We start from the raw sequence: 23,734 nt of genomic DNA, 5'->3' as shown, positions 1-23,734 counted from the left end.
GGCTGCACACCTACAATCACCACCGCGGACACACCGCGCTGCAAGGCCAACCACCCGCCAGCCGCGTCCCCAACCTCACAGGGCAATACAACTAGTGCACCGAGGCACGCAAGCTCCTCAACAGCCTGACCGCCGCGCAACGGGCCACGATGGAGGCCGACCAGCAGCGCGAGGACGCCGCCGCGGGCACCGGCGACGCGCAGGCCACCTGCACCGGCCCCGCCGGCGGCCGCGCCAAGACCGCCATCGACCTACGCGCAGCTCGGCAAGCCGTACGAGTGGGGCTCGGCCGGCCCCAACTCCTACGACTGCTCGGGCCTCGTCGGCGCCGCGCGGCACTCGGCGGGCGTCTCGCTCCCCCGCACCGTCAAGCTGTACGGCGAGCTGCGGGCCAACCGGGAAGCGATCATGCGGTTCGGCGAGGGACTGCATCCCATCGAGGCGCTCGCCCGCGACCCGAGCTGAGCGGCTCGGCGGTGCGCCCCAACGAGCCAGGGCGCCGCCGATGGTCAAGACTCGGTCATGTGCCACCAGCGGCTGAACGGGACTGAAGCGACCCTACGTACTAAGGGAGTAAGTAGAAGAAGCTTTCAGCGAAGGGAACCTCCGTGACCCGGCACCGCATCGTCCTCGCCACAGCCGCAGGGCTCGCCTCCACGCTCCTGCTGGCCGCCTGCGGCTCCTCGACGGACAGCGCGTCCAATGCGAGCCCCGGCAAAACCGCTGCCGCCGCCACGGACTCAGCGACGTCCACGCCGGCCGACAGCGGGGACTCGGGCAGCGCGGACATGGCCACCACGACCATGCTGATGGCCAAGGAAATGCAGGGCATGGGCAGCGTGGTCACCGACGACAAGGGAATGACGCTCTACCGCTCCGACATGGACCAGGCGACTCCCTCCATGTCGATGTGCACCGGTGACTGCGCGAAGACCTGGATGCCGGTCATGGCACAGGGCGATGTTCAGGCGATGGGCGTGAAGAACAGCCTCGTCGGTACCGTCAAGCGCTCGGACGGCATGGAACAGCTCACCCTCGACGGTTGGCCGCTGTACCGGTACATGGACGACACGAAGGCGGGACAGATGAACGGCCAGGGCAAGGAGAAGATGTGGTTCGCTGTCACCCCGAGCGGCGGCAAGTCGACGATGACCAGCTGACGGGGGTTCCGGAGCGGGGCCACCGGCGCAGAGGGCCGTAGACGTACCGCCGAGGCCCCCTCGGCTCCGAGACTCCGCCGTGTCGATGTCAGGCACCGACTGGATCCTCAAGTGCCCTTCGCCTCGGCAACGTGACCGGCCAATCTGCGTGTGCACGCACAGCGGAACGGTCGCAACCCTGTTGGCAGCACCGAACTCCACCCCATGGTGACGGAACACGCCCCAGGCGGCCTCAGCGCCTGGGCGAGCCCGGTGAGCAGCGCGGCGAAGACGCCGACCGCGTCAGGCAAGTCGGCCGAGGAGGCGATGTGCGCGCGGCGGGGGTGAGCGCGTTCGGGCACGGGTTCGTGGCCGGTCACACGGATCCGGCGGTGATGCCGAAGGCTTGCGCCTGATTGCCGCGGGTCTCGGCCTCGACACCGTCGGCTACGTCGTCGTCCTCCTCTTCGTCGTCACCTGGGCGGCCGTGCCGCCGATCTGGCGCTACGGCCGCATCGAGGAGAAGTGGGCGCTCGCGCCGCAGACCGCGGACGGCTGATCGGCTCCGCACCTCTGCGCCCTCGGACGCCCATGGATGTACTCCTAAGTTGATTCGCAGAACTGCCCCTGCGCCCGCTATCTTCTGTCCGACCATCTGACTTTCGGAGCGGGCGGGCATCGGAGCGGGCGTGCAGAAGACACAGGAACGGGCCGCGGAGTCGTACGCGGACACGTCGGCCGTCACGGCCACCGAGGACGCGACCCCCGGTCGAGGCTGGCCCCGATACTGGCCGTTGCTGCTGCTGGCAGCAGCCGTCCTTCCCGGTGCCGCGCTCTTCGCCGTGGGCTGGTCGGAGGGCACACCGGCATTCCAGGCCTGGCGGACCGTGTGTCTCGCCATCACGGTGCAGGCGACGCCCTTTCTGCTGCTCGGTACGGCTGTGTCCGGGGCGATCAACGCGTTCGTGCCGGCGCAGGTGTTCCAGCGGGTGCTGCCGAAGCGGCCCGCGCTCGCCGTCCCGGCCGCCGGGATCGCCGGAGTCGTTCTGCCCGGCTGTGAATGCGCTTCCGTGCCGGTCGCCAACAGCCTGATCGGCAGAGGCGTCACCCCGGCCGCCGCCTTCGCGTTCCTGCTGTCGGCGCCCGCCATCAACCCGGTCGTGCTGACCACCACGGCCATCGCCTTCCCCAACAGCCCGGCCATGGTGCTGGCCCGCCTGCTCGCGTCGCTCCTCACCGCGGCCGTGATGGGCTGGCTGTGGCTGTGGCTGGGCCGGGAGGAGTGGCTGCGGCCCGCCGCACGGCATACGGGACACCAGTCCGGTCACAGCCGCTGGACGGAGTTCCGCCACGCCTTCCAGCACGATTTCCTGCACGCGGGCGGCTTCCTGGTCCTCGGCGCCATGGCGGCGGCCACCTTCAACGTGACGGTCCCGCGGTCCGTACTCGACGTGTTCTCCGGCTCACCTTGGATCGGGGTGCTGTTCCTGGCCGCGCTCGCCATCCTGCTGGCGGTGTGCTCCGAGGCGGACGCGTTCCTCGCGGCCTCGCTCACCGGCTTCTCGCCGGTCGCGCGGCTGGCGTTCATGGTGGTGGGACCGATGGTCGACCTGAAGCTGATCGCTCTCCAAGCGGGCACTTTCGGCCGGGCCTTCGCGGTCCGCTTCTCCAGCGTCACGACGGTCGTCGCGATCCTGTGCAGCGCGCTCATCGGAGGAATACTGCTGTGAAACGCCCCCTGCAGGCGGCCCTGCTCGTCCTCAGCGGCCTCGGCCTGCTGCACGTCTCGCTCTTCACCGACCTCTATCTCAGGTACGTCAAACCCAGGATGCTGCCGCTCCTGATCGCATCGGGGGTGCTGCTGCTCCTGCTCGGCCTGGCGGAAGCCTGGTACCACTGGAGGCCGGGCCATGGCCGGCGTCGTGCGGACCACGCGGACCAAGGTCACAGTCACGGCCACTCCGGCGTGCCCAAGGTCGCCTGGCTGCTGTTCCTGCCCGCGCTGAGCCTGCTCTTCTACGCCCCGCCCGCCCTCGGCGCCTACACCGCCTCACGCCAGGCTCCGAAAGCGGTCGTGGAGCAGGACGACTTCGACCCGCTGCCCGCCACCTCGCCCGTGCCGATGACTCTCGGCGACTTCACCAGCCGCGTGCAGCAGGACCGCAAGCAGGCCGTGAAGGGCCGCAGCATCCAGATGACCGGTTTCGTCACGCCCGGCAAGAACGGCGGCAGCTGGTACCTGACCCGGCTCATGCTCAACTGCTGTGCGGCGGACGCCCAGTCGGTGCAGGTGCAGATCTACAAGGCTCCTGCACTGTCGGCCAACACGTGGGTGACCGTCACGGGCACCTGGCACGCCGGCGGCACCCTGGGCACGAGTTCCGCCCCGGTCGCGTTGGACGCCCAGACGGTCAAGAAGGTCGACCGGCCGTCCAACGGGTACACGGACGCCCTCCCGCCCCCGTCTGCCCACTGAGGGCCCGGAAACGGGGCGTGCATGCGCCTGTGGGCGTCTCGGGAGCGGTGTTCCTGCTGCCCGTACAGCTGAGCCTGCTCGGCGTGCCAAGTCCGGCCGTCACCCCACCAACCCGCTCTTCAACGTGGTGGCTGGACCCGGCGCCCTGCTGCGTCACCGCCGGCAGGGCTTGCTCACCGACCCGCTGACCCGCCGTCTGGGAGCCGGCACCCTGCCCGGCGTGGTCGTCGGTGCCGTGGTGCGGGTCTTCGCCTCACCGCCGATCGTCGGGCGGTCGCGCACTGCGGTACGCCCGCGGTCGCCGGGGCCCTGCTCAAGGTGTCCGGCATGCGCGGCTGGGCACTCGCCGTACCGGCCAGCGCCATGGGAACTCCCGAACTGCTCGACGCTCGGATCGCCCAGCTCGAAGCGGACGCCCGCCCCGTACGGCGCCTCCGGCACGATGGCGGGTGGTCGCCTCCGTAGCCGGGGCGCTGTCCATGTCTGGGCGCTCACGGGCTCCGCGGTATTGGTTGCCGCGACCCCGCTCAGCTGTTTGCCTGGCGGGCCCTGACCCGCCTACTACAAGTAACAAGACATGTTCGAGTCCGCCGCCCCCTCGCTCCCCTCGGACACCGCGCGGCGCGCGCAGAGGTTCACCGCGAAGAAGCGGCTCGATGAGGATCGCTCCGTGACCCGCATCACACTTCCCGGGCTCCCATGAGCCGGGGGTTGGCCACCCACTCCGAGCAGTGATAAGGCGAAGGGCAATTCGGGCGTAACAACGAAGAGCCTTAGTAGAAAGCTTGCGCACAGAGCTCTCAATGTCCGTTATGGCGTCAATAAGGAGTGAGCAGCGGCATTTCCGGGTCGCGGTCGAGCGAGTGTGGCGCACCCCACGTTCCTTGAAGACATGGAGGAGACCCTGATACCGGTTGTTCTCATGTCCCACACCGCTCACATACGCAGCCACAAGAAACCTCGCCGCAGCGCGTCGACCATCGCGATGCGGGCCGGAGTTGCCGGTGGCGTTCTCAGCACGCTGGCAGTGGCCGGCGCGTCGGCTTCGGCGAACGCGGCCGAGCCGGTGACGCAGACTCTCGAACTGCCCATCCTGACGAGCGACCTGGCCGGCCAGGTCGCTCAGTCCGCGGAAGCCACCCAGCAGGCCGCGGCGAACTACGAGCTGCAGGCCGAGCGGGACGCGGCCGCCGCGAAGGCCGCGAAGCAGGCCAAGGCGGACCTCACCGAGGCGAAGAAGGCCGAAGCCAAGAAGAAGGCCGATGCGGCCCGCAAGGCCGCCGCCGAACAGGCCACCTCCCGTAGCGCCGAGCGGTCCACTCTCGCCGCCTCGTCGAGCTCCAGCTCCTCCACGAGCACATCCACGGCGACCGGTTCGGCCGCGGCGATCATCGCCTTCGCGAGGGCGCAGATCGGAGACGCCTACGTCCTCGGCGCCACGGGCCCCAACTCCTGGGACTGCTCCAGCCTCATGCAGGCCGCCTTCAAACAGGCCGGCATCAGCCTGCCGCGTGTCTCACAGGACCAGTCGACCGTGGGTACTCCGGTCTCCCTGAGCAACCTCCAGCCGGGCGACATCCTCTACTGGGGCTCTGCCGGCAACGCGTACCACACAGCGCTCTACGTCGGCGACGGAAAGTTCGTCGGAGCAGAGAACCCTTCCACGGGCATCGTCGAGAAGCCCCTCTCCTGGGACCCGCCGACCGGCGCGGTGCGCGTGCTCTGACGCGCGGTGGTGTCGGCAGAGGGCCGCTTTCCCCGGACAGGCTCTGGACAAGGAAGTGGCCCTCGCGCATGCCCGGCCCAGGTCGATGACGTCCGGCGTCATCAGCCGATATCGCGCCCGTCCACACGCTTCATGCGGACCGTTGGCACCCACCATCCCGGGACGTGGCTCAGCCAGGCTGATGCGCACCGGTCCGGGCGAGCTCATCGACAGCCGACGGGCCCGCCCGGACATCGCAAGGAGCGTGTCGGACGTCAGGCCTTGTAGGCCACGTTCGCCATCATCCCGGCCTCGCCGTGGTAGGCGTTGTGGCAGTGCAGCATCCACTGGCCCGGGTTGTCGGCGTCGAAGAAGACGGACAGCTTCTTCTTGGGCAGGACGATCGCGGTGTCCTTGCGGGGGCCGGAGGCGCCGAGCTGGTAGGTGTGGCCGTGCAGGTGCATCGGGTGCCACATGTCGGTGTCGTTGACGAAGTCGAGCCGCACCCGCTGGCCCTCCTCGATGACGATGGGGTTCGCCTCGGGATCCTTCATGTCGAACGGCGTGCCGTTGACGGCCCAGTTGTACTTGGCCATGCCACCGGTCAGCTTGATCTGGTGGGTGACGTCGGTCCCGGCGGACTTCAGGCGCACGTCTTCGGGGGCCCGCAGCTGGGACGCCGTCATGATCATGCCGTCGAGTTCCTTCGGTCGGACGGTCGCGGACGGCTTGCTCCCCGAACCCGTGCGCACCAGCGCGAGGCCGTTCGCGTTCTTGCCCTCGGCCAGGGCGACCAGCGGGAACACTCCGTCGCCCAGGGTGACCAGGACGTCGTACCGCTCGCCCATGCCCACCAGCAGCGCGTCGACCTCCTGATGGTCGACCGGGAAGCCGTCGGTGTGGGTGATGGTCAGCCTGTGGCCGCCGAGGGCCACCCGGTAGGCGGTGTCCCCGCCCGCGTTGATGATCCGCAGGCGCACCTTCTTACCGGGCTTGCCGGTGTAGACGTCCGGGTCGCTCGCCACGCGGCCGTTGATCAGGTGATGGGGGTACTTCACGTCGCCGGCGTCGCCGCCGAGCAGCTTGCTGGTGGCGCCCATGAGCATGAACTTCATCGACATGCCGCCGGCCGAGGAGGCCGAGGCGGACGGGGACGCCGAGTCGCCCATGTCCATCCCGCCCATGTCCCCCATGTCCCCCATGCCGTCGTCCGAGCTGCTGGGGCTCGCGCTGGTGCCCATGTCCATGCCGCTCATGCCGCCCATGCCCTGCTTGAGTTCGGCGAAGACCTCGTCGGGGGTGCCGGTGACGCCGTCGACCCAGTCGTCGAGGAGGACGACCCACTCGTCGTCGTAGGCGAGGGTCTCCTTGGGGTCCTCGACGATGAGCGGGGCGTACAGGCCGCGGTCGAGCTGGACGCCGACGTGCGGGTGGAAGAAGTACGTGCCGGGGGCGTCGGCGATGAACCGGTAGGTGAAGGTGGAGCCGGCCCGGACGGCGCTCTGGACGGCGGGCGGCACGCCGTCCATGTCGTTGCGCAGCGCGATGCCGTGCCAGTGGATCGACGTGGTGGTCTTGTCCGGGAGCTGGTTGGACAGCTCGGCGACCAGGGTGTCGCCGACGGAGAGCCGGACCTCCTTGCCCGGGGTGCGGCCGTCGAAGGCCCAGGTCTTCGGCATGACGCCGCCGCCCAGGTCGATCATCGCGGGGGCCGCGGTCAGAGTGATCTTCTGCTGGCGCCCGGTGCCCTTTCGCTTCTTCTCCACGGCGGCGACCGCCGAGCCCGAGGGGTTGACCAGGACATTGCCGCTGCCGGAGCCGCTTCCGCTGCTGCACGCGGCGAGCGCGCCGGCGCCGGCGACTCCCAGGCCGGCGAGCAGGACGGAGCGACGGTTGATGCTGTTCATCGTGTTGTTGTCCTCTGTGTCGTAACTGGCGATGCGGTCGCGGAGGGACGGCACATCACGTGCCGGCCGGCGCCGCCTATATGCGCAGTTGCGAGAGGACGGACAGATCGGGCGGGGCACGGCCGACCGCAGTGGCGGGGGTACGCCCGGCGGCGGCCTCACGAAGATCCGCGAGCGGAGTGACCTCGTTCTCGCCGGGGGCGGCGAGCTGCACGGAGTCGACAGTCGTCGTAGAGCAGTGCTGCATGCCGGGTGCGGCACAACCGCCTGTGTCATCGGTGTTCGGGGAGGAGGGTCCCCAGCTGGTCGGATTCCCCTCGTCCGGCATGACGTGGCCGGCATGGGCAGCACCCGCCATGGGCGACGCGCCCATGGCCGACATGGAGGCGGCATCCATCGTCGACGAAGCACCCGGTACGGGCGAGGCGCCCATCGCGGCCGTCTCGTGATGGACGAGCACGGCCAGCGCGGCGCACAGGGCGATGAACGCCCCGTACACCCAGCGGACGGTCGTATCGCCGCCGCGAGCTGTCCGTATCGTCATTCGCTCACCTTGTCGCATGTCTTCACCGAGGTCGGCCCACTATACCCCCGATGGGTATTCGAGGGCGTGGCTGACTGATGCCGTTCTTGCTTGGTCAGCAGCTTCCGCAGGAGTGCGGACCCGTACGGCAACCGGCGCCACACTTCCGCCATCCGGCCCCGTCCCCGCCTTCCGTGACCGCGCGCTCCCGGCGGTCGCGCACCAGGTACAGGACGCTGACCACGGCAGCCGTGTGGAACGCACGAGTTCCGGGTTGCGCTTGCGGAAGTCCGCGGCCTGGACGGGCTGCCGCACTGGGGTACCAGGGAACCGGGAACGGCTGCGAGCGCGAGCAGGAGCAGGAGCAGCGGGACGAGCGCCGTACGCGTCGACGTCAGTGAACGCCGGCACCAGCGCAACCGGCCGACCGGCCCGAGCCTCTCGGGTTCGCCTGCCTGCGGCGCGTCTTGGCTCGTAGGGGTATCGCTTTCGTGGGCACCGATCCGCAAGACTACTAAAACTATTAGTAGTCACGGATGGAGTCTCACACACGGAAAAATCCCTGCCGTAACCGCCCCCCAGCACGTGCGGGCGCGGGAACCAGGATGCTGCATCGATCGTCTACGAAGTCACTTAGCTCTTTGGGAATGGAGACGCTCTCATGCGACAGCGCCTGACATCACGGCTGGGCCGCCGGATCGCACAGCCGCTCGCTCTCACGACGGTCGCGGCCGTCGCCCTTGCCGCCTGCAGCACCGGCGGCAAGGCGGACAGCGGCTCGGACACGGCCGCCGACGACGGCAAGAACGGCGGGACGGCCGCGATAGTCGTGACGCCGGGCGCGGACAGCGAGAAGGTGCCGGTCGGCCGCAAGGTGACCGTGCGCGCCCAGGGCGGCTCCCTGACCTCCGTCGAGGTGAGCTCTCCGGGGCCGGGCAGACTCTCCGGCACCTGGTCGAAGGACAAGTCCGTGTGGACGTCCACCACGCCGCTCGCCCCGGGCGCCACCTACACGGTCAGGGCGAAGGGTGAGACGTCCGGCGGTTCGGCCCTCGACAAGACGGGCGCCTTCACCACCGAGGCGGCGAAGAACACATTCGTCGGCGAGTACTACCCGGACAAGGGCGCCAAGGTCGGTGTCGCGATGCCTGTGTCGATCACGTTCAACAAGCCGGTCCAGGACAAGGCGGCGGTCGAACGCAAGCTCAAGGTCACCGCCTCCCCGGCGGTCGAGGGTGCCTGGAGCTGGATGAAGGACCGCGACGGCAAGGACCGCATCGACTACCGCCCCCAGAAGTACTGGAAGACCGGCACAGCCGTCACCCTGCGCATGGACCTGGCGGGCGTCGACGCGGGCGGCGGTGTGTACGGCACCCAGCAGCGCGTTGTGAACTTCACCATCGGCGACGCCGTGACCAGCACCGTCGACACCAAGAAGAAGACCATTTCGGTGGCGAAGAACGGGAAGACGCTGCGGACGTTGAAGGTCTCCACCGGGAAGGAGGGGTTCGAGACCTGGAACGGCACGATGGTCGTCCTGAGCAAGGTGCCCAGCATCCGCATGACCTCCTCGTCCGTCGGCATCTTCGGCCCCGAGGCCTACGACCTCGGCGCGGTGAAGTGGGACGTCCAGCTCACCCCGTCCGGCACCTACGCGCACGCAGCGCCCTGGAACGAGGGCAAGTTCGGCGTCGTCAACGGCAGCCACGGCTGCATCGGAATGAGCACGAGCGACGCGAAGTGGTTCTACGACCAGGTCCACCTCGGCGACCCGGTCACGGTCGTCAACTCCGTCGACACCGTGGCGACGAACAACGGCTACGGCGACTGGAACGTGGGCTGGGAGACCTGGAAGCAGGGCAGCTCCCTGGACTGAGACACCGGTTTCGAGATACCCCACCGCGGCAGCCGGCGGCCTGCTGGCCCTGTTCGGCATGCACTGGGACGATTCCCTGCACACCGATGTGGGCCGTGACCCCTTCTGGAGCGCACCGCACATGCTGCTCCACGGCTCTCTCGCGGTGACCCTCGCCGGAACCGCATGGTGGGCGAGGGGCAGGATCCGCAGCCAGGGCCTTCGCGCGGGAACCGCCTCTTGAGCTCGCAGCAGGGGCACGCCACCACTCCTGCGTCGGTCGACCAGGTCAGCGACTTCGGCCGAGGCCGGCCCGGCGGCCGGCGGCCCGGTACTCCTGAGGACCCTCAGGAGGTCCGTCGGACGGGAATCCACCGGGCACGTGAACACCCTCCCTCCCCGAAACGTACTAAGGGCAATAGCAGTCAATGCCCACGCGGCGCCTCGTGGCGCCCCGTACGACGCGCGGTGCCGACAGTGCGGACCCGCCGTGCTCGGACGATCGGGAAGGTGAAGATGGGAACTCTGGCGCTCAGTTGGGTCATCGCTCTGGTGGCCGCTCTGGTGGCCGCCGTCAGCGCGGTCCGGGTCGCGACCACCAGCGGTGAGAACCGGTTCGCGGCGGGCGGTGACCTGCTGATGGGGCTGTGTATGGCCGCCATGGCACTGCCGGCGACGGTCGGCTGGTACGCGGGCTACGGCATGTGGTGGGCGGTGGCCTTCGGCGTCCTCGGGCTCGGGGGTGCGGCCATGGCGGTCAAGCACACGCGCACGTGCGGGTGGGAACACGGCCGCCACTGGGTGCACCTGATAGTCGGCAGCGCCGGCATGGTGATCATGACGCTCGCCATGACGAGTACGTCGTCCGGGCCGGTGCTTGCCCTGGGCGGCTCCTCCATGGCCAACATGCCAGGCATGGAGAACATGGCGAGTACGACGGCAACCCATGACATGGCCGGCATGGAGTCCATGGAGGGGATGGGCTCCATGCCCGGGATGGACATGTCGGGCATGACGAACGCCGCGGCCGACGCGGGATCCTCCTCCACGGGGTCCGGTTCGATGTGGCGGTACGTGATCGCTGCGCTCGCCGTGTACTTCCTGCTGTCGATCGGCGCATCTCTGTGGGCCAGGATCCGCGGCACGGGCGGCAGCGGTGCGAGGGCCGGCACCAGGTTCAGCCTGGGCCGCTGGCTGCTCGCCATGCCGGACACGGTGCTCGTCTTCCTGGCGTCGCTGACGATCTCGGTATGGGACAAGACCAGGATGGCGCAGCCGCAGGGCCACGGTCGACGCCGGAAGCTCGGGGCCGCCCCGGACGCGGCGCTGGCGGCGCATATCGGTATGGGCGGGACCATGTCCGCGATGCTGCTGATGATGACCGCGTGACGGTCGGGCCCTGAGAAATCTGATTGAAGCTCTGCACTGCCCGCAGGCACGAGAGGCGGGCCCGACCGGTCTCCCGGCAGATGTCGTGGGTCGGGTGGCGGGCGAGGCTTTGCCGTCGGTGCGGAACAGCGGGGCCGCCGCCACTGCCATCGGTGCTCTGACTGCGGGAGAGGTCCCTGGTTCGCACCGTAGCTCCTGGACCGTCTCGAAGTCCGACAGCCCGTGCGGGGCCTGCAAGGTGATCGCGGCGGCCAGGACCTGCGGCGGCATGCCCGGCCGTCCGTTCGCCGACGGACACATGTCCGCGAACATCTCAGCCGGGAACAGTTCGCCACGATGCTCGGCCGGAAACGCGAACACACTCCCGGCCGGAATCAGATCCCGGCACGTCTCCCACACGTCCGGCCCGGTCATCTCGCCGACCCACTCACCCATCGCCACATGACGAGTCCGGCCCCGCCGCTGACGCGGCAGGGCCAGAACCCGAGATCTTCATGAGCCTTCCGGCCTCGATGTGAAGTTGTCGCCGCAGGTCGCGACACCTACTAAGTAAATTAGCTGGCGGGGCTCGTTCCAGACAGATCCGGTGACCGGCGCCACAGGGTAGTGGAATACCCCTAGGGGGTATATTGTTGTCGTTCGCAGGAGGCAGGCGACCAGCCTCTCTCCCGGCGAAGCGACCCCACGCACCCAGATCCGAGGAAGAAGCCATGACCACCGAGACGAACACCAGCACGAGCTCCTGCTGCGGCGGCGGTTCCTGCGGCTCCGGCACCACGTCCGACGTCCAGATCCAGGGCACCGGCGCGACCACCACCGTCTACAAGGTGTCCGGCATGACCTGCGGCCACTGCGAGGGCTCGGTCTCGAAGGAGATCTCCGCGCTGGACGGCGTCACCGCGGTCACCGCGGTCGCCAAGACCGGCGAGGTAACCGTCACCTCCACCGCCACGCTCGACGAGGAGGCCGTCCGCGCCGCCGTCGACGAGGCCGGCTACGAGCTCATCGGCCGCGCCTGACGGCTCCGCGGGCCCAGCGGCCCCGACTCCGCGAGTTCCTCCCCGCGCCGGGACGTATCGCTCCGCTGATACGGACGCCGTACGTCCCGGCCTCCCCCTGGAGATACGCCACATGACCAGCATGGCTCCCGAGAAGGCAGTACCCGGCCCAGCGACCGACCCCTCCCACGAGGTCGAGCTCTCCATCGGCGGCATGACCTGCGCCTCGTGCGCGGCCCGTATCGAGAAAAAGCTCAACCGCATGGACGGCGTCACCGCGACCGTCAACTTCGCCACCGAGAAGGCGAAGGTCTCGTACCCGAACGGCGTCGAGGTCGCCGACCTCGTCGCCACCGTCGAGAAGACCGGCTACACCGCCGAGGAGCCGCCCCCGCCCGCGTCCGCCACCGCTTCCGGGAGCGAGGACGAAGCCGCCCCGGCGGCCGACGGCGAACTGCTGTCCCTGCGCCAGCGGCTTTACATCTCTCTGGCCCTCAGCGTGCCCGTCGTGGCGATGGCGATGGTCCCGGCCCTCCAGTTCGACAACTGGCAGTGGCTGTCGCTGACCCTCGCGTCGCCTGTCGTGGTCTGGGGCGCCTTCCCCTTCCACAAGGCCGCGTTCACCAACGCCCGGCACGGCGCCGCCACCATGGACACCCTGGTGTCCATCGGTACCCTCGCCGCACTCGGCTGGTCGGTGTGGGCGCTGTTCTGGGGGCACGCCGGCATGCCGGGCATGCGGCACGGCTTCGAGTTCACCATCTCCCGTGGAGACGGCTCCTCCTCCATCTACCTGGAGGCCGCGGCCGGGGTGACGACGTTCATTCTCGCCGGGCGCTATCTGGAGGCCAAGTCCAAGCGCAAGGCGGGTGCGGCACTGCGCGCGCTCATGGAACTGGGCGCCAAGGACGTCTCGGTGCTGCGCGGGGGCAAGGAAGTACGCATCCCCGTCGCCCAGTTGGCGGCGGGTGACCGCTTCGTCGTACGGCCCGGCGAGAAGATCGCCACCGACGGCACCGTCGTCGAGGGCGCGTCCGCGGTGGACGCCTCCATGCTCACCGGCGAGTCCGTGCCGGTGGACGTGGGTGTCGGCGACGCCGTGACCGGGGCGACCGTGAACGCCGGCGGCCGGCTGGTCGTCGAGGCCACCCGCGTCGGAGCGGACACCCAGCTCGCGCGCATGGCACGGCTGGTGGAGGACGCGCAGAACGGCAAGGCCGAGGTGCAGCGGCTCGCCGACCGCATCTCCGGGATCTTCGTCCCCGTGGTCATCCTCCTCGCCCTCGCCACGTTCGGCGTATGGCTCGGGGCCACGGGCGACACCGTGGCCGCCTTCACCGCCGCCATCGCCGTACTGATCATCGCCTGCCCGTGCGCGCTGGGGCTGGCCACTCCGACCGCCCTGATGGTCGGCACCGGTCGCGGCGCCCAGCTCGGCATCCTCATCAAGGGCCCCGAGGTCCTGGAGTCCACCCGCCGCGTCGACACCGTCGTCCTCGACAAGACCGGCACGGTGACCACGGGCCGCATGCAGCTCCAGGACGCTCTCCCTGCATCGGGCGTGGACAAGGACGAACTGCTGCGGCTGGCAGGCGCATTGGAGTACGCCTCCGAGCACCCGATCGCCCGGGCCATCGCGGCCGGGGCCGCCGAGCGAAGCGAGATGGGGGTCCCCCCGGCCGAAGGCTGGGGGAGGGTCGGCAGCCTGCCGGTGCCGGAGAACTTCGAGAACGTCGCCGGCCTCGGCGTCCAGGGTGTCGTCGACGGTCACGCCGTCCTCGTCGGGCGCGAGAAGCTCCTGAAGGAGTGGGCGATCGAGCTGCCCACGGAACTGGCCGAGGCCAAGGCCGCCGCGGAGGCGGAGGGCCGTACTGCGGTCGCCGTCGCGTGGGACGGCGAGGCGCGCGGTGTCCTCACCGTCGCCGACGCCGTCAAGGAGACCAGCGCCGAGGCCGTGGCCGAACTGCGCCGACTGGGGCTGAAGCCCATCCTGCTGACCGGTGACAACCAGCTCGTCGCCGAGTCGGTGGCAAGGGCCGTCGGCATCGACGAGGTCATCGCCGAGGTCCTCCCCCAGGACAAGGTGGACGTGGTCAAGCGGCTGCAGAACCAGGGCCGTACGGTCGCGATGGTCGGCGACGGCGTCAACGATGCGGCCGCCCTTGCCACCGCCGATCTGGGCCTGGCGATGGGCACCGGGACCGACGCGGCGATCGAGGCGGGAGACCTGACGCTCGTCCGCGGCGACTTGCGGGTGGCCGCGGACGCCATCCGGCTCTCCCGCCGGACGCTCGCCACCATCAAGGGCAACCTCTTCTGGGCCTTCGGCTACAACGTCGCCGCGCTGCCGCTGGCGGCCTTCGGCATGCTCAACCCGATGATCGCCGGTGCCGCGATGGCGTTCTCGTCAGTGTTCGTGGTGACCAACAGCCTGCGGCTGCGGTCCTTCAAGTAGGCACCGGAACAGGCGTGTTGACCGATGCGCCCGGCCTCTTCGGCCGGGCGCATCGGCGTTGGGTGGCTGCGTCCGTCCAGCCGCCAAGTCGCGAAGCGGGTCCAGGGAACGCCCCACCTCGGCATTGGACGAGGACGAACGTCTCCGCCCGAGCCGTGGTCGACATATCGGAGGTGACGGGCCGTACAGGGAAGAGTTCCATCCCGCACTGACCAGTCGGTGGGTTCGCCGGCCCTTGCGTGGGGGGATTAGCGGTCGTCCGCGTACTCAAAGGTGCGTAGGTATGGAAGGGCGGCGCTGGCACCGGCCATCTCGCTGCCGACCTCCCGAGGGACGCGCACACGGGCAGGCCATCTTGAAGGACGTGTCAGCCTCCCCCGCCCGTGCGCGCATTCCTGCGGCCGCAATACTAACCTTCTTAATGGGTGCTCGCATCCACGTGCCGATGCCCTGGGCCGCTGCCCACAGGCGGGCCAGGACACGACGCGGGGAAGCCGGATCAGCCGTAGCTCGGCCGGAGTTGACGCTGAGGTCAGTGGGCGGCCCGCGGCGCGGCAGGGCGTGGGTGCCGGCGCCGCTGACCGCGGCACCGATGGCGCGCTGCAGGCCAGGCACCTGACCCTCGATGCGACGGAGTCGCTTGAGGACGGCCTCTTTGTCGCCGTGGTATCCCGGTGGCGCCTGCCTGGCCTCGACCTGCTCCAGCCGTTCCATACCCCCTAAGGGTATTACCTCGGAGGTCCTGACGGGAGTGTACGCAACTCCACGCCGGAGACCCGGCCCGCGGTCACGCCGATCCGCGTCCGCCGGCCCAGCCGGGGGCCGGTGCGCGGAGACCGACCGTCCGCTTGGGCGCCGACGGCCAGGAGCGCCGCCTCCTCACATGGCCGCAAGCGGCCGCGCCGCGCCATCACACTGCTCGCATCAAGTCCCGGCAAAATACGGTCTTGTAAAAGCCTTTCGGTCCATGAATCCACTAAGTACCTTCGCGAAGCCGGTCAGTTGGTGACCGGCGTCACCTCGTCATGGGCCGGAGACCCCGGCCGCACGAGTGGAGGTCATGTATGCGCAGGACCCACAGACGCGCCGGCGTGGGTGTGTTCGCGGCGATGCTCTTCGCCACGACCGCTCTCGCCGGCTCCGCACAAGCACATGACGGTGTCTCGGCAACCGACGGCGTCATCGACAACGCCGCGGCCACCCATGGCCACGACCAGCACGGCGGCAGCGAGGGGCATCTGCCGGCCACCCGGAAGAACGTCCGTCTGGTCAGCAAACTCAAGCTGAGCAACGTCGCCGAAGGGAAGATCGCCGACGTCGGCGTCTACAAGGGCTACGCCTACCTGGCCTCCTGGGGAGGCGTCGGCTGCGACAACACCGGCGTTCACGTCGTCGACATCCGCAAGCCCAGCAAGCCCAAGGAGGTCGGCTTCATCCCGGCCCCGGCCGGCAGCGCTCCCGGCGAGGGCATCCAGACGGTGCACCTGTCCACGCCGTCCTTCACCGGTGACGTCCTCGTCAGCAACAACGAGATCTGCGGCGACAACGGCGTCGGCGGCATGAACATCTACGACGTCACCGACCCCACCAGGCCGAGGACGCTCGCCGAGGGCGTCGGCGACTTCACCCTCGACGGCGAGCCGACGCAGAGCGCCCGGCAGATCCACAGCGTGTTCGCGTGGGACGCGGGCCGCAAGGCGTACGCCGTGATCGTCGACAACGAGGAGGGCACCGACGTCGACATCATGGACATCACCGACCCGGCCGAGCCGCAGCTCGTCGCCGAGTACGACCTCGACCAGACGTTCCCCCAGATCGTCCAGGCGGCCCCAGGGAACCTCACCGAGATCTTCCTCCACGACATGGTGGTCAAGAGCATCCGCGGCCGCCAGGTCATGCTGGCCTCCTACTGGGACGCGGGCTACGTCGCCCTCGACGTGACCGACCCGAAGAACATCACGTACATCGGTGACACCGACTTCACGGACCCCGACCCCGAGGGCGCCGAGAGGGGCCGCAGCGTGCCCCCGGAGGGCAACGGCCACGAGGCGGAGTTCACCCTCGACAACCGGTATATGATCGGCGCCGATGAGGACTTCGGCCCATACGCCCTCTCCGCTCGCAACCTCGACGACGACGCCGCCGTCACCGCCGGTCAGGGCATCCCCCTGGAGGCGGGCAAGACCATCACCGGCGGCTCGGTGTACGTCGGCCTGGCCTGCGACGGCGGCCCCGCCGTCCCCGCGGGCGACCCGGCCGCCGTGGACGTCGCCGTCGTCGAACGCGGCACCTGCACGTTCACTGAGAAGGTCGCCAACGTCGAGGCGGCCGGCGGCTACGACGCCGTACTCGTCTTCAACCGCACCGGCTCGGACGCCTGCGGCGCACAGAGCGGCATGACCGTCGAGGGCACCCTGCCGACCTTCGGTGTCGCACCGCGCAGCCAGGGCTTCGCCGCCTTCGACCAGCCCTACAGCGACGCCGAGTGCCTCGCCGGCACCGGACCCGCCACCCTGCCGGTGGAGATCGGCGCCAAGGGCGACCGGCTCACCTTCTCGTCATACTTCGACGGCTGGGGCTACGCGCACCTCTACCGCAACCAGAGCGGCAAAATGACGGAGCTGGACACGTACGCCATCGCGGAGGGCCAGGACCCCGCGTACGCCTCCGGCTTCGGTGACCTGACCGTCCACGAGGTGGCGGCCTCCGGTGTCCGCCCCGACCTGGCGTACTTCGCCTATTACGCGGGCGGCTTCCGGGTCACCAAGATCAAGAACAACAGGCTGGTGGAGGTCGGCCGCTTCATCGACGAGGGCGGCAACAACTTCTGGGGCGTGCAGACCTTCAACTCCTTCGGAAAGGAGTACGTGGCGGCGTCCGACCGGGACTTCGGGCTCTACATCTTCGAGTACACCGGTCGCTGAGCCGACCTGAGCGCGGCGGGGTCCACCACGACAGGAAGGGCCCCGCCGCAGATCCTGGACACGGAGTACGACACCCCACCCCTGCTTCGGAAGGATCGCCGCCCGCATCATCGGCGCGACCACATACCCCACAATGAGCGGACTGGTGCAGGATCTCGCCGCGGAGAAGGCCGGAAACGGCAGCGGGGGTGCGGCCAAGTGACGCTCGCCGCCGGTGTCGGCGAAACAGTGATGGCCGGCCCGCTGAGCCTCGCGCTCCTGCCGGCCCTGGCCGCCGGAGCCCTGTCCTCGCGGCCGTTCCGCCGTTGGCGGCGGACAGTGCGGGGCGCGGGGCGGCTTTGTCGTTCACGTACAGCCTCGGACCGGGTATTCCGTTTCTGCTCGCGGCGGCATCGTCCGGCGGCGCGATTGCGGCGCTTCACCTGGGCGCGACGACACCCCAGGGCGGTGATGCGCTTCGGCGGAGTGCTGCTGGTCGCGGTGGGGTCATGCAGGTGACCGGCTGGTGGGGGCAGCTGATCGTGCGGCTCCAGACGCTCATCACCGGTTTCCAGCTGCCGCTGTGAACCGCGCGCCGCCCTGCTCAGGGTGGCACCGACTGACGGGATAATCTAAATTACTTAGTAGAAGAGTCGTTCGGCGGGTCCACGCGCTCCCCTCTGCCGCCCACCGGGAGGTCCCACATGCCTCAGCTCCTGTATCCGCTGCTGCTGCTGGCCTGCCCGCTCAGTACGGGCCTGATGACCTGGCTGATGCTGCGCGGCGGCTCACACACCTCGCGGCGGACCCAATCGTCCGCCACCCAGGCAGAACTGGACGAGCTGCGCAGGGAACTCGCCGAGCTGCGCGCCGCCCGCGAGGACACCGGCCAACCGCTGCGGAACTGAGAAGGCTTCCACTTTCCGAACGTGATCGTGTGGAGAGGACCTGAGGGGGTATGCCTGATGAGGGCAGCGGACGGGAGAACGTCGGTGTTTAAGTCGGGGGTCAAGCGGCTCTTGGGACGTGCTGGATTCGACATCGTGCGCAGCACCAACAACCTGGGGGGCGTGGACGACTTCATCCCGTTCGAGGCGACGATGCGGGCTGCACGGGCGGCCGGTCTGTCGGTCGGCGACCACATCGACGAGGTCATGAACAGGACGCCTGGCGCCACCCAGTCCACCATCGATGAACTACGCGCTCTCGGCGTCTTCGCCGCCAACCCGAACACGGTGCTGGAGATCGGCCCCGGGTCCGGACGGTACCTGGAGAAGACACTGAAGGAGTGTTCACCAGACCGCTACGAGATCTACGAGACGGCAGCGCCCTGGGCAAACTACCTGGTGGACACATTCAGCGTGGTCGCCCAACCGACCGCAGGATGCAGTCTCGCCCCGACACCCGACGGCAGCATCGACCTCGTTCAGGCCCATAAGGTCTTCAACACCGTGACCTTCCTCTGCGCCTCCCGCTACTTCTTCGAGATGGCACGCGTCACACGACCCGGCGGTCGGATCGTCTTCGACGTCATGACGGAGACCTGCCTGGACCCGGCCGCTGTACGCGCCTGGGCTTCGCAGGGCGGCGCGGGGCACGACTCCTACCCAGCCGCCATGCCTCGCCGGACATGCGTGGACCTCTTCGCGACCCTCGGCTGCAACCTGGAAGCCAGCTTCCTGGCGCCCATGGGCGTCGCCTCCACGGAGGTGCTTGTCTTCGCAAAGGGGGCTTGACCCTTGAGCCGGAGACCGACAGCCCGACAGCCGCGGCGGCAGTCCTGCGCGCAGCCCTGCTCTTCGCAGCCGCACTCTACGACAGCGCACGCCTCGTCACTGCGCGCCAGCCCCTCCTGCCCCCGCTCGCCCGGCTCCGGGGACGGCGCGCGGCACTGGAGGCCGAGGAGCGGTGGTGCGCCGGCCTGCTGCTTCACGGACCCATCGACGCACGCCCCTACCGGCAGCGGATGAGCGGTCTCGCCCGGGTCGCCCCGCGTCGAGCGGCCCCGCCGGTCAGGAGGTCCAGCCGCCATTGCTACTAAGCCAGTTAGCGGATTAGGGTGGCGGCAGGTCGCCGGCCGCCACCGCATGGCGTCCCCCCGTCGCCAGGTGTGCCGGCCGACGGCCTGACCACGAGGAGCAGCTCCATGCGCACCTGGCCCGCCCGCAGATGGGCTGCGGCAGCAGCGGTCGCCGTGATCGCGGCCCTTGTCATCGGCGTCCCGACTGGCGTGGTGCCGACTCCCTTCTACACGCGCATGACGCCGGTTCTGTGGTGGAACTACCCGGTGTGGCTGGTCAGCTCCGTGCTCGAGGGGCTCCTCGTGGCCACGTACGTGCGCGTCGGCCGGGCCGAAGCCCCAGAGGCCGCGCCCACCGGGCAGCCCCGCACCGCCCGGGCCCTCGGTGCGGGGCTGCTGTCCGCCTTCGCGGTCGGCTGCCCGATCTGCAACAAGCTCGTGGTGCTGGCCATCGGCGTCAGCGGAGCCCTGTCGTACTTCGCGCCGGTGCAGCCGGTGCTTGCGCTGGCCTCCGTGGCCCTGCTGGTCCACGCGCTCGTGCGGCGGCTGCGCACCGCAACCGTCTGCCAAGTCGCCTCGTGAGGACCGGCCCCCTGCGTGCCGCACGCCCCGGCCCGGCCACGCTGCGTCCTGGGCGCCCGCCGCCACCGGCGGTCTCCCCCTGTATGCCGCGCTCCCGCGCATGCCGCGTTCCCGCCGGTCGGCCTGTGGTTCCCGGCCCCGCTCGGCCCGGCTCTGCTGATCCTTGCGGTCCGCGGCCGGCGGGCCCGGTCCGCCTTCGCGGCGGGCGGCATCTTCGGTACGGCTTTTCTCACCCCGCTGACTTTTCTCACCCCGCTGACCGTCTGGCCGGTGAACCTCGGCGCAGCGCCCTGGCTCGCCCTCACGGCGGTGCAGGCTCTGGTCTTCGCGCTCGCCTCGACTCCACTGCCCCGCCTGCTCGCCCTGCGCGAGTGGCCGCTGTACGCCGCGGTGCGGTGGGTGGCCCTGGAGGCGGTACGCGGCCGGGCTCGGCTCGGCGGCTTCTCCTGGGGCCGGCTCGCCTTCGGCCAGGCGAATGCCCCCTGTGCCGGCTGGGCCGCGGTCGGCGGCTGCCCAGCCCTGTCCTTCACCGTCGCGCTCCTGGGGTCGCTGCCGATGTACGGCGTGCCGGCGCGGCGCGGCGGCCGTCTCCGGGCCGGCGCGGCCGTGCGCCTCGGCACTGCCGTGCTGATCACGGCGCCGCTCGTCATCCCCGATGCGGGGACATCCGGGCCCAGGGCGGTGGTCGCCGTCGTCCAGGGCAATGTCGAACGTGAGCGCACGTCACGCCGGACGGCCGGGTCCTGGACCGACTGGGGAGCCTGGCGCTACGGGCGTCTGGTGGAGCGGGTACCGCCGGCTTCGGGCGCACCCTGTCCGAGCGGCTCGGCGTGTGGCCCGAAGTGCTGGTGGGCGCTCCCGTGCCGGTCGGGCTCGCACTGCCCCTTCGGCGCACCCGCCGCCCTGACGTCCAGCCTGAAGCGCCTGTCGGCCGCCCCTAGCATGGCCAGCCATTTACTAAGCTACTTAGCTGAATCCCATATAGTGCGGGTATGGAACTCGCCGCACTGCCCAGCCCCTCCACCGGGGTCCTCGACCTGGGGCCGATCCCGCTGAGGGCATACGCCTTCTGCATCATCGCGGGCGTCTTCGTCGCCGTCCGGCTCGGCACACGGCGCTGGGTGGCACGCGGCGGCAAGAAGGAGACGATCGCCGACATCGCCGTCTGGGCCGTGCCCTTCGGAATCGTCGGCGGCCGCCTCTACCACGTGATCACCAGCCCGGACGCGTACTTCGGCGCAGGCGGCGAGCCCGTCAAGGCCCTCTACATCTGGGAGGGCGGCCTCGGCATCTGGGGCGCCATCGCGCTGGGCGGATTCGGCGCCTGGATCGGGTGCCGTCGGCACGGTGTCCCGTTCCCGGCGTTCGCGGACACGGTCGCACCCGGCATCGCGCTCGCGCAGGCGATCGGACGCTGGGGCAACTGGTTCAACCAGGAACTGTTCGGCCGCCCGACGACGCTCCCCTGGGGCCTGGAGATCTCTACGGACAACCGGCCCGCCGGCTATGCGGACGTGGCGACGTTCCACCCGACCTTCCTGTACGAGTCGCTGTGGGACGTGGGCGTCGCGGTGCTGGTCATCTGGGCGGGCTCGCGCTTCGCCCTGGGCCACGGGCGGACCTTCGCGCTCTACGTGGCCGCGTACACGGTGGGCCGGTTCTGGATCGAGTACCTGCGGATCGACGAGGCGCACCGGTTCCTGGGCCTGCGGCTGAACGACTGGACCTCGATCGTGGTGTTCGCCGGTGCGGTCGCCCACCTGGTGGTCTCGGCGCGGCGGCGCCCGGGCGTGGAGGACATCGCACAGGACGACAGTGGGGCGGTCGCCCCCGAGACGGAGAAGGCGAGCGCATGAGCGGCAACAACGTCAAGTACAACAAGCTCAAGGTCGGAAAACTGCACACCCGGTCCGTGCCGAACAGGATCTTCGGATGGTCCCTGTTCTGGCTGGCCGCCGTGGTCGTCGTGGTGAACTGGATCGAGGAGTTCAGCAACCTGGAGGTACTCCCCGGCGGCCACTCCGTCCTCTATCTGGCAGGCGGCATGGTTGCGGCGGCCATCGGACTGTGGCGGGCCGGCGTGATGGACTCCAAGTCGTAGACGCTCCTCACCGCCGAGCCTGCTCGCGACCATCCCGGCATGCCGGTGCCCTCCCCAAGCAGCCTCCCCGGCAACGCGACTCCGGGTCGGCACCGACCAGTTCCACGACCCCAGCAGCCGTATCCTGCTCGGCTTCACGGGCCTGGCCGCACGCGCAACGCCCTGCCCTGCCCACCCGGACTCCCGCCCCCCATCGGCGCGCCGCGCCGATCCGCAGATCAAATGCGGTCGGGCCGTGGACCAGCAGGCCGACACCCTGGAATATGGAGCAACCGCCGGGCGAGGGAACGCCCGCCCCAGGCTCCCGACCCCGCTCGAGCAGGGGGCGCGCGCCCCGATCCGGTAACTGACGAGCAGGCACGGAACTGGTGGCATGGAGCAGGTACTGAGCCGAGGCCGCCGCACGGCGCGAAGCCCCGTGCCGGAAAGCCGATGCCGGCGGACGGCGTGGCCCGCTCCCCATACGGTCGCCTCGCCCGGCTCATGACTCCGTGAGCATCCAGCCCGGGACCCAGTCGGCACCGAAGAGTTCGTGGGCCATCACCGCGAAGAGCACCGGCAGGGTCAGCACCGTGCCGAAGGCCACCCGCCGGGTCAGGTCCGCGATTTCTGTGCGCCGCTCGGCGGCCTGCGCCCCCTCCTCCTCGGCTGCGGCCGCCTCGCTCGGCCCCGCGGCTACGGCCGGCCCCTCCGCCGTGGCGGTCGGTCCCCTGTCCGTTTCCGCGCCGCCGGCCGCCGGTTCGACGACCAGATCGGCCACACCCATGACGGACTCCTCAAGGCCGGCGAGCGATACGCCTTCCACCCTGGCCGCGGGTACCCCCACCACGTAGGGGTCACCTGTCCCGCCCATTAGGGCCGACCGGCCCCTGCGCCCGCCGCTGCTACGAAGGAGATTGGTAGCACCCCGCCATCGCGGCGGGGAGACGGAGTCCTTCCGCCCTAGCACAGAGAGAAGGGATCACCGTGATGTTCTGGTACAACGACCACGGCGTCAGCGGCTGGGGGTGGTTCGGCATGTCCCTCGGCATGGTTGTCTTCTGGGGCCTCATCATCACCGCCTTCATGCTGCTCTTCCGCACCCTGAACCGGCCCCCCGAGGACCCCGGCACCTCCACCCCGCCGCCTGCTCCCCCCGCGTCCGCCACCCCGGAGCAGCTGCTCGCCGAGCGGTTCGCCCGCGGCGAGATCGACGAGGAGGAGTACCGGCGCCGACTGGAGGTGCTGCGCACCGGCGGGCCCACCCTGACCAAGCAGTGACCAGAGCACTGCCAGGGACTGGACCGGCTCGCCTCAGAGGGGAGAAAGCCCCATGCGGGTGATCGCGCGAATCGGCGTCGCTCTCGCAGCTCTGGCCGCCGTGGCCCTCGCATCCGGCGACCGCCGGGGCAGACGTTCCGGCGGCTCCGGATGCCCGGTTCGGCCGGCACGCGCGGGACTGCGCGCAGAGCATGGGATTCTCCGGAACTCACAACCCGGGCCTGCACCAGGGTCGCGCCGGCATGTCCTGCTCGGCGTGCCGTCCGCACTGTCCGTCCTGCTGCCACCGGTGATCGGGCCGACCCCGGTGGGGGGATCGAGGTCACCCGTCCGCTCTGGATGTTCTGGCGGTTCTTCCCCATGGAGGAGTGGATCGGGGTCGCGTCGATCACCTTCGTCATCGCCGGCGTGTTCGGTCTGC

24 protein-coding genes and 2 pseudogenes are annotated in these 23,734 nt (G+C 69.9%); 22 read left to right on the top strand and 4 right to left on the bottom strand.

All coding sequences use genetic code 11. The features are described from left to right. Window positions 1-321: 321 nt before the first annotated feature. The 8 genes and pseudogenes from ABT057_RS44750 to ABT057_RS44715 form a co-directional block, all read left to right on the top strand. Window positions 322-465: pseudogene (locus tag ABT057_RS44750) on the top strand (hypothetical protein); the annotation flags it as partial. Window positions 466-608: 143 nt separating this feature from the next. Beyond that, entirely contained in the window at window positions 609-1,160 is a 552-nt protein-coding gene (locus ABT057_RS44745; RefSeq protein WP_352350318.1) for a hypothetical protein, read from the top strand. Window positions 1,161-1,545: 385 nt separating this feature from the next. Next, complete coding sequence (locus tag ABT057_RS44740; protein ID WP_352350316.1) at window positions 1,546-1,698, top strand: hypothetical protein; 153 nt, start codon at window positions 1,546-1,548, stop codon at window positions 1,696-1,698. Between the two features lie 130 nt (window positions 1,699-1,828). Further along, window positions 1,829-2,869 (top strand): permease, encoded by a 1,041-nt coding sequence (locus ABT057_RS44735; protein ID WP_352350314.1) that lies wholly within the window; start codon window positions 1,829-1,831, stop codon window positions 2,867-2,869. Further along, entirely contained in the window at window positions 2,866-3,615 is a 750-nt protein-coding gene (locus tag ABT057_RS44730) for a TIGR03943 family putative permease subunit (protein WP_352350312.1), read from the top strand. Before ABT057_RS44735 ends, ABT057_RS44730 begins: the two co-directional genes overlap by 4 nt. Further along, window positions 3,612-3,874, top strand: a pseudogene (locus ABT057_RS44725) (TSUP family transporter); the annotation flags it as partial. The gene ABT057_RS44730 and the pseudogene ABT057_RS44725, both read left to right, overlap by 4 nt. Window positions 3,875-3,942: 68 nt before the next feature. Beyond that, window positions 3,943-4,080 carry a hypothetical protein gene (locus tag ABT057_RS44720; RefSeq protein WP_352350324.1) on the top strand — a complete coding sequence of 46 codons (138 nt, stop codon included), beginning with the start codon at window positions 3,943-3,945 and terminating at the stop codon, window positions 4,078-4,080. A 457-nt stretch (window positions 4,081-4,537) separates the two neighbouring features. Further along, the gene (locus ABT057_RS44715) at window positions 4,538-5,341 is read left to right on the top strand and encodes a C40 family peptidase (protein WP_352350310.1); all 804 of its coding nucleotides are present in this window, start codon (window positions 4,538-4,540) and stop codon (window positions 5,339-5,341) included. A gap of 254 nt (window positions 5,342-5,595) precedes the next feature. On the opposite strand, the gene ABT057_RS44710 is transcribed toward ABT057_RS44715, so the two are convergent. Together ABT057_RS44710 and ABT057_RS44705 are read right to left on the bottom strand one after the other, a co-directional pair. Continuing rightward, window positions 5,596-7,227, bottom strand: coding sequence for a multicopper oxidase family protein (locus ABT057_RS44710; RefSeq protein WP_352350308.1), 1,632 nt, complete (start codon window positions 7,225-7,227; stop codon window positions 5,596-5,598). Window positions 7,228-7,303: 76 nt separating this feature from the next. Further along, complete coding sequence (locus tag ABT057_RS44705; protein ID WP_352350307.1) at window positions 7,304-7,771, bottom strand: hypothetical protein; 468 nt, start codon at window positions 7,769-7,771, stop codon at window positions 7,304-7,306. 640 nt (window positions 7,772-8,411) lie between these two features. Here ABT057_RS44705 and ABT057_RS44700 point away from each other — a divergent pair. The 4 genes from ABT057_RS44700 to ABT057_RS44680 all read left to right on the top strand — a co-directional run bounded on the left by ABT057_RS44700 (window position 8,412) and on the right by ABT057_RS44680 (window position 14,447). After that, window positions 8,412-9,626 carry a L,D-transpeptidase gene (locus ABT057_RS44700; RefSeq protein WP_352350304.1) on the top strand — a complete coding sequence of 405 codons (1,215 nt, stop codon included), beginning with the start codon at window positions 8,412-8,414 and terminating at the stop codon, window positions 9,624-9,626. A gap of 495 nt (window positions 9,627-10,121) precedes the next feature. Beyond that, window positions 10,122-10,994: a DUF5134 domain-containing protein gene (locus ABT057_RS44695; RefSeq protein WP_352350322.1), complete on the top strand. Its 873-nt coding sequence runs from the start codon at window positions 10,122-10,124 to the stop codon at window positions 10,992-10,994. Between the two features lie 710 nt (window positions 10,995-11,704). Then, complete coding sequence (locus ABT057_RS44685; RefSeq protein ID WP_352350302.1) at window positions 11,705-12,013, top strand: heavy-metal-associated domain-containing protein; 309 nt, start codon at window positions 11,705-11,707, stop codon at window positions 12,011-12,013. A gap of 112 nt (window positions 12,014-12,125) precedes the next feature. Further along, window positions 12,126-14,447 carry a heavy metal translocating P-type ATPase gene (locus ABT057_RS44680; protein ID WP_352350300.1) on the top strand — a complete coding sequence of 774 codons (2,322 nt, stop codon included), beginning with the start codon at window positions 12,126-12,128 and terminating at the stop codon, window positions 14,445-14,447. A gap of 267 nt (window positions 14,448-14,714) precedes the next feature. On the opposite strand, the gene ABT057_RS44675 is transcribed toward ABT057_RS44680, so the two are convergent. Then, window positions 14,715-15,161: a metal-sensing transcriptional repressor gene (locus tag ABT057_RS44675; RefSeq protein ID WP_352350298.1), complete on the bottom strand. Its 447-nt coding sequence runs from the start codon at window positions 15,159-15,161 to the stop codon at window positions 14,715-14,717. A 350-nt stretch (window positions 15,162-15,511) separates the two neighbouring features. Between ABT057_RS44675 and ABT057_RS44670 the strand changes: the two genes are divergently transcribed. From ABT057_RS44670 to ABT057_RS44630, 9 genes are all read left to right on the top strand, one after another. Beyond that, window positions 15,512-17,371, top strand: coding sequence for a PA domain-containing protein (locus tag ABT057_RS44670; protein ID WP_352350296.1), 1,860 nt, complete (start codon window positions 15,512-15,514; stop codon window positions 17,369-17,371). A gap of 338 nt (window positions 17,372-17,709) precedes the next feature. Further along, window positions 17,710-17,937 carry a hypothetical protein gene (locus ABT057_RS44665; protein ID WP_352350294.1) on the top strand — a complete coding sequence of 76 codons (228 nt, stop codon included), beginning with the start codon at window positions 17,710-17,712 and terminating at the stop codon, window positions 17,935-17,937. Between the two features lie 117 nt (window positions 17,938-18,054). Continuing rightward, window positions 18,055-18,258 (top strand): hypothetical protein, encoded by a 204-nt coding sequence (locus tag ABT057_RS44660; protein ID WP_352350292.1) that lies wholly within the window; start codon window positions 18,055-18,057, stop codon window positions 18,256-18,258. Between the two features lie 57 nt (window positions 18,259-18,315). Beyond that, window positions 18,316-19,086, top strand: coding sequence for a methyltransferase domain-containing protein (locus ABT057_RS44655; RefSeq protein WP_352350290.1), 771 nt, complete (start codon window positions 18,316-18,318; stop codon window positions 19,084-19,086). Continuing rightward, window positions 19,083-19,391, top strand: coding sequence for a hypothetical protein (locus tag ABT057_RS44650; RefSeq protein WP_352350289.1), 309 nt, complete (start codon window positions 19,083-19,085; stop codon window positions 19,389-19,391). The genes ABT057_RS44655 and ABT057_RS44650 overlap by 4 nt, the downstream gene beginning before the upstream one ends. A 105-nt stretch (window positions 19,392-19,496) precedes the next feature. Further along, a complete protein-coding gene (locus tag ABT057_RS44645) occupies window positions 19,497-19,952 on the top strand; it encodes a hypothetical protein (RefSeq protein ID WP_352350287.1) in 456 nt (151 codons plus the stop codon). 15 nt (window positions 19,953-19,967) lie between these two features. Beyond that, window positions 19,968-21,008, top strand: a complete 1,041-nt coding sequence (locus ABT057_RS44640) for a hypothetical protein (protein WP_352350285.1) — start codon at window positions 19,968-19,970, stop codon at window positions 21,006-21,008. After that, window positions 20,945-21,808, top strand: a complete 864-nt coding sequence (gene lgt, locus ABT057_RS44635; protein ID WP_352350283.1) for a prolipoprotein diacylglyceryl transferase — start codon at window positions 20,945-20,947, stop codon at window positions 21,806-21,808. The genes ABT057_RS44640 and lgt overlap by 64 nt, the downstream gene beginning before the upstream one ends. Continuing rightward, the gene (locus ABT057_RS44630) at window positions 21,805-22,053 is read left to right on the top strand and encodes a hypothetical protein (protein WP_352350281.1); all 249 of its coding nucleotides are present in this window, start codon (window positions 21,805-21,807) and stop codon (window positions 22,051-22,053) included. Before lgt ends, ABT057_RS44630 begins: the two co-directional genes overlap by 4 nt. Before the next feature lie 481 nt (window positions 22,054-22,534). Here the strand turns inward: ABT057_RS44630 and ABT057_RS44625 are convergent, their stop codons facing one another. Beyond that, window positions 22,535-22,819 (bottom strand): hypothetical protein, encoded by a 285-nt coding sequence (locus ABT057_RS44625; protein ID WP_352350279.1) that lies wholly within the window; start codon window positions 22,817-22,819, stop codon window positions 22,535-22,537. 203 nt (window positions 22,820-23,022) lie between these two features. On the opposite strand from ABT057_RS44625, the gene ABT057_RS44620 reads away from it, so the two are divergent. Further along, entirely contained in the window at window positions 23,023-23,313 is a 291-nt protein-coding gene (locus ABT057_RS44620) for an SHOCT domain-containing protein (protein ID WP_352350277.1), read from the top strand. The last annotated feature ends 421 nt before the right edge of the window (window positions 23,314-23,734 follow it).

The sequence above is a fragment of the Streptomyces sp. NPDC002588 genome, from assembly GCF_040295925.1.
Classification (GTDB): domain Bacteria; phylum Actinomycetota; class Actinomycetes; order Streptomycetales; family Streptomycetaceae; genus Streptomyces.
This window is presented reverse-complemented; position numbering and strand designations above follow the sequence as displayed.

Coding starts and splice junctions, on each gene's coding strand:
- ABT057_RS44720 (WP_352350324.1), top strand. CDS start 3,943: ATGCGCGGCTGGGCACTCGCCGTACCGGCCAGCGCCATGGGAACTCCC.
- ABT057_RS44715 (WP_352350310.1), top strand. CDS start 4,538: ATGTCCCACACCGCTCACATACGCAGCCACAAGAAACCTCGCCGCAGC.
- ABT057_RS44710 (WP_352350308.1), bottom strand. CDS start 7,227: ATGAACAGCATCAACCGTCGCTCCGTCCTGCTCGCCGGCCTGGGAGTC.
- ABT057_RS44705 (WP_352350307.1), bottom strand. CDS start 7,771: ATGACGATACGGACAGCTCGCGGCGGCGATACGACCGTCCGCTGGGTG.
- ABT057_RS44700 (WP_352350304.1), top strand. CDS start 8,412: ATGCGACAGCGCCTGACATCACGGCTGGGCCGCCGGATCGCACAGCCG.
- ABT057_RS44695 (WP_352350322.1), top strand. CDS start 10,122: ATGGGAACTCTGGCGCTCAGTTGGGTCATCGCTCTGGTGGCCGCTCTG.
- ABT057_RS44685 (WP_352350302.1), top strand. CDS start 11,705: ATGACCACCGAGACGAACACCAGCACGAGCTCCTGCTGCGGCGGCGGT.
- ABT057_RS44680 (WP_352350300.1), top strand. CDS start 12,126: ATGACCAGCATGGCTCCCGAGAAGGCAGTACCCGGCCCAGCGACCGAC.
- ABT057_RS44675 (WP_352350298.1), bottom strand. CDS start 15,161: ATGGAACGGCTGGAGCAGGTCGAGGCCAGGCAGGCGCCACCGGGATAC.
- ABT057_RS44670 (WP_352350296.1), top strand. CDS start 15,512: ATGCGCAGGACCCACAGACGCGCCGGCGTGGGTGTGTTCGCGGCGATG.
- ABT057_RS44660 (WP_352350292.1), top strand. CDS start 18,055: ATGCCTCAGCTCCTGTATCCGCTGCTGCTGCTGGCCTGCCCGCTCAGT.
- ABT057_RS44655 (WP_352350290.1), top strand. CDS start 18,316: ATGAGGGCAGCGGACGGGAGAACGTCGGTGTTTAAGTCGGGGGTCAAG.
- ABT057_RS44645 (WP_352350287.1), top strand. CDS start 19,497: ATGCGCACCTGGCCCGCCCGCAGATGGGCTGCGGCAGCAGCGGTCGCC.
- lgt (WP_352350283.1), top strand. CDS start 20,945: ATGGAACTCGCCGCACTGCCCAGCCCCTCCACCGGGGTCCTCGACCTG.
- ABT057_RS44630 (WP_352350281.1), top strand. CDS start 21,805: ATGAGCGGCAACAACGTCAAGTACAACAAGCTCAAGGTCGGAAAACTG.
- ABT057_RS44625 (WP_352350279.1), bottom strand. CDS start 22,819: ATGGGTGTGGCCGATCTGGTCGTCGAACCGGCGGCCGGCGGCGCGGAA.
- ABT057_RS44620 (WP_352350277.1), top strand. CDS start 23,023: ATGTTCTGGTACAACGACCACGGCGTCAGCGGCTGGGGGTGGTTCGGC.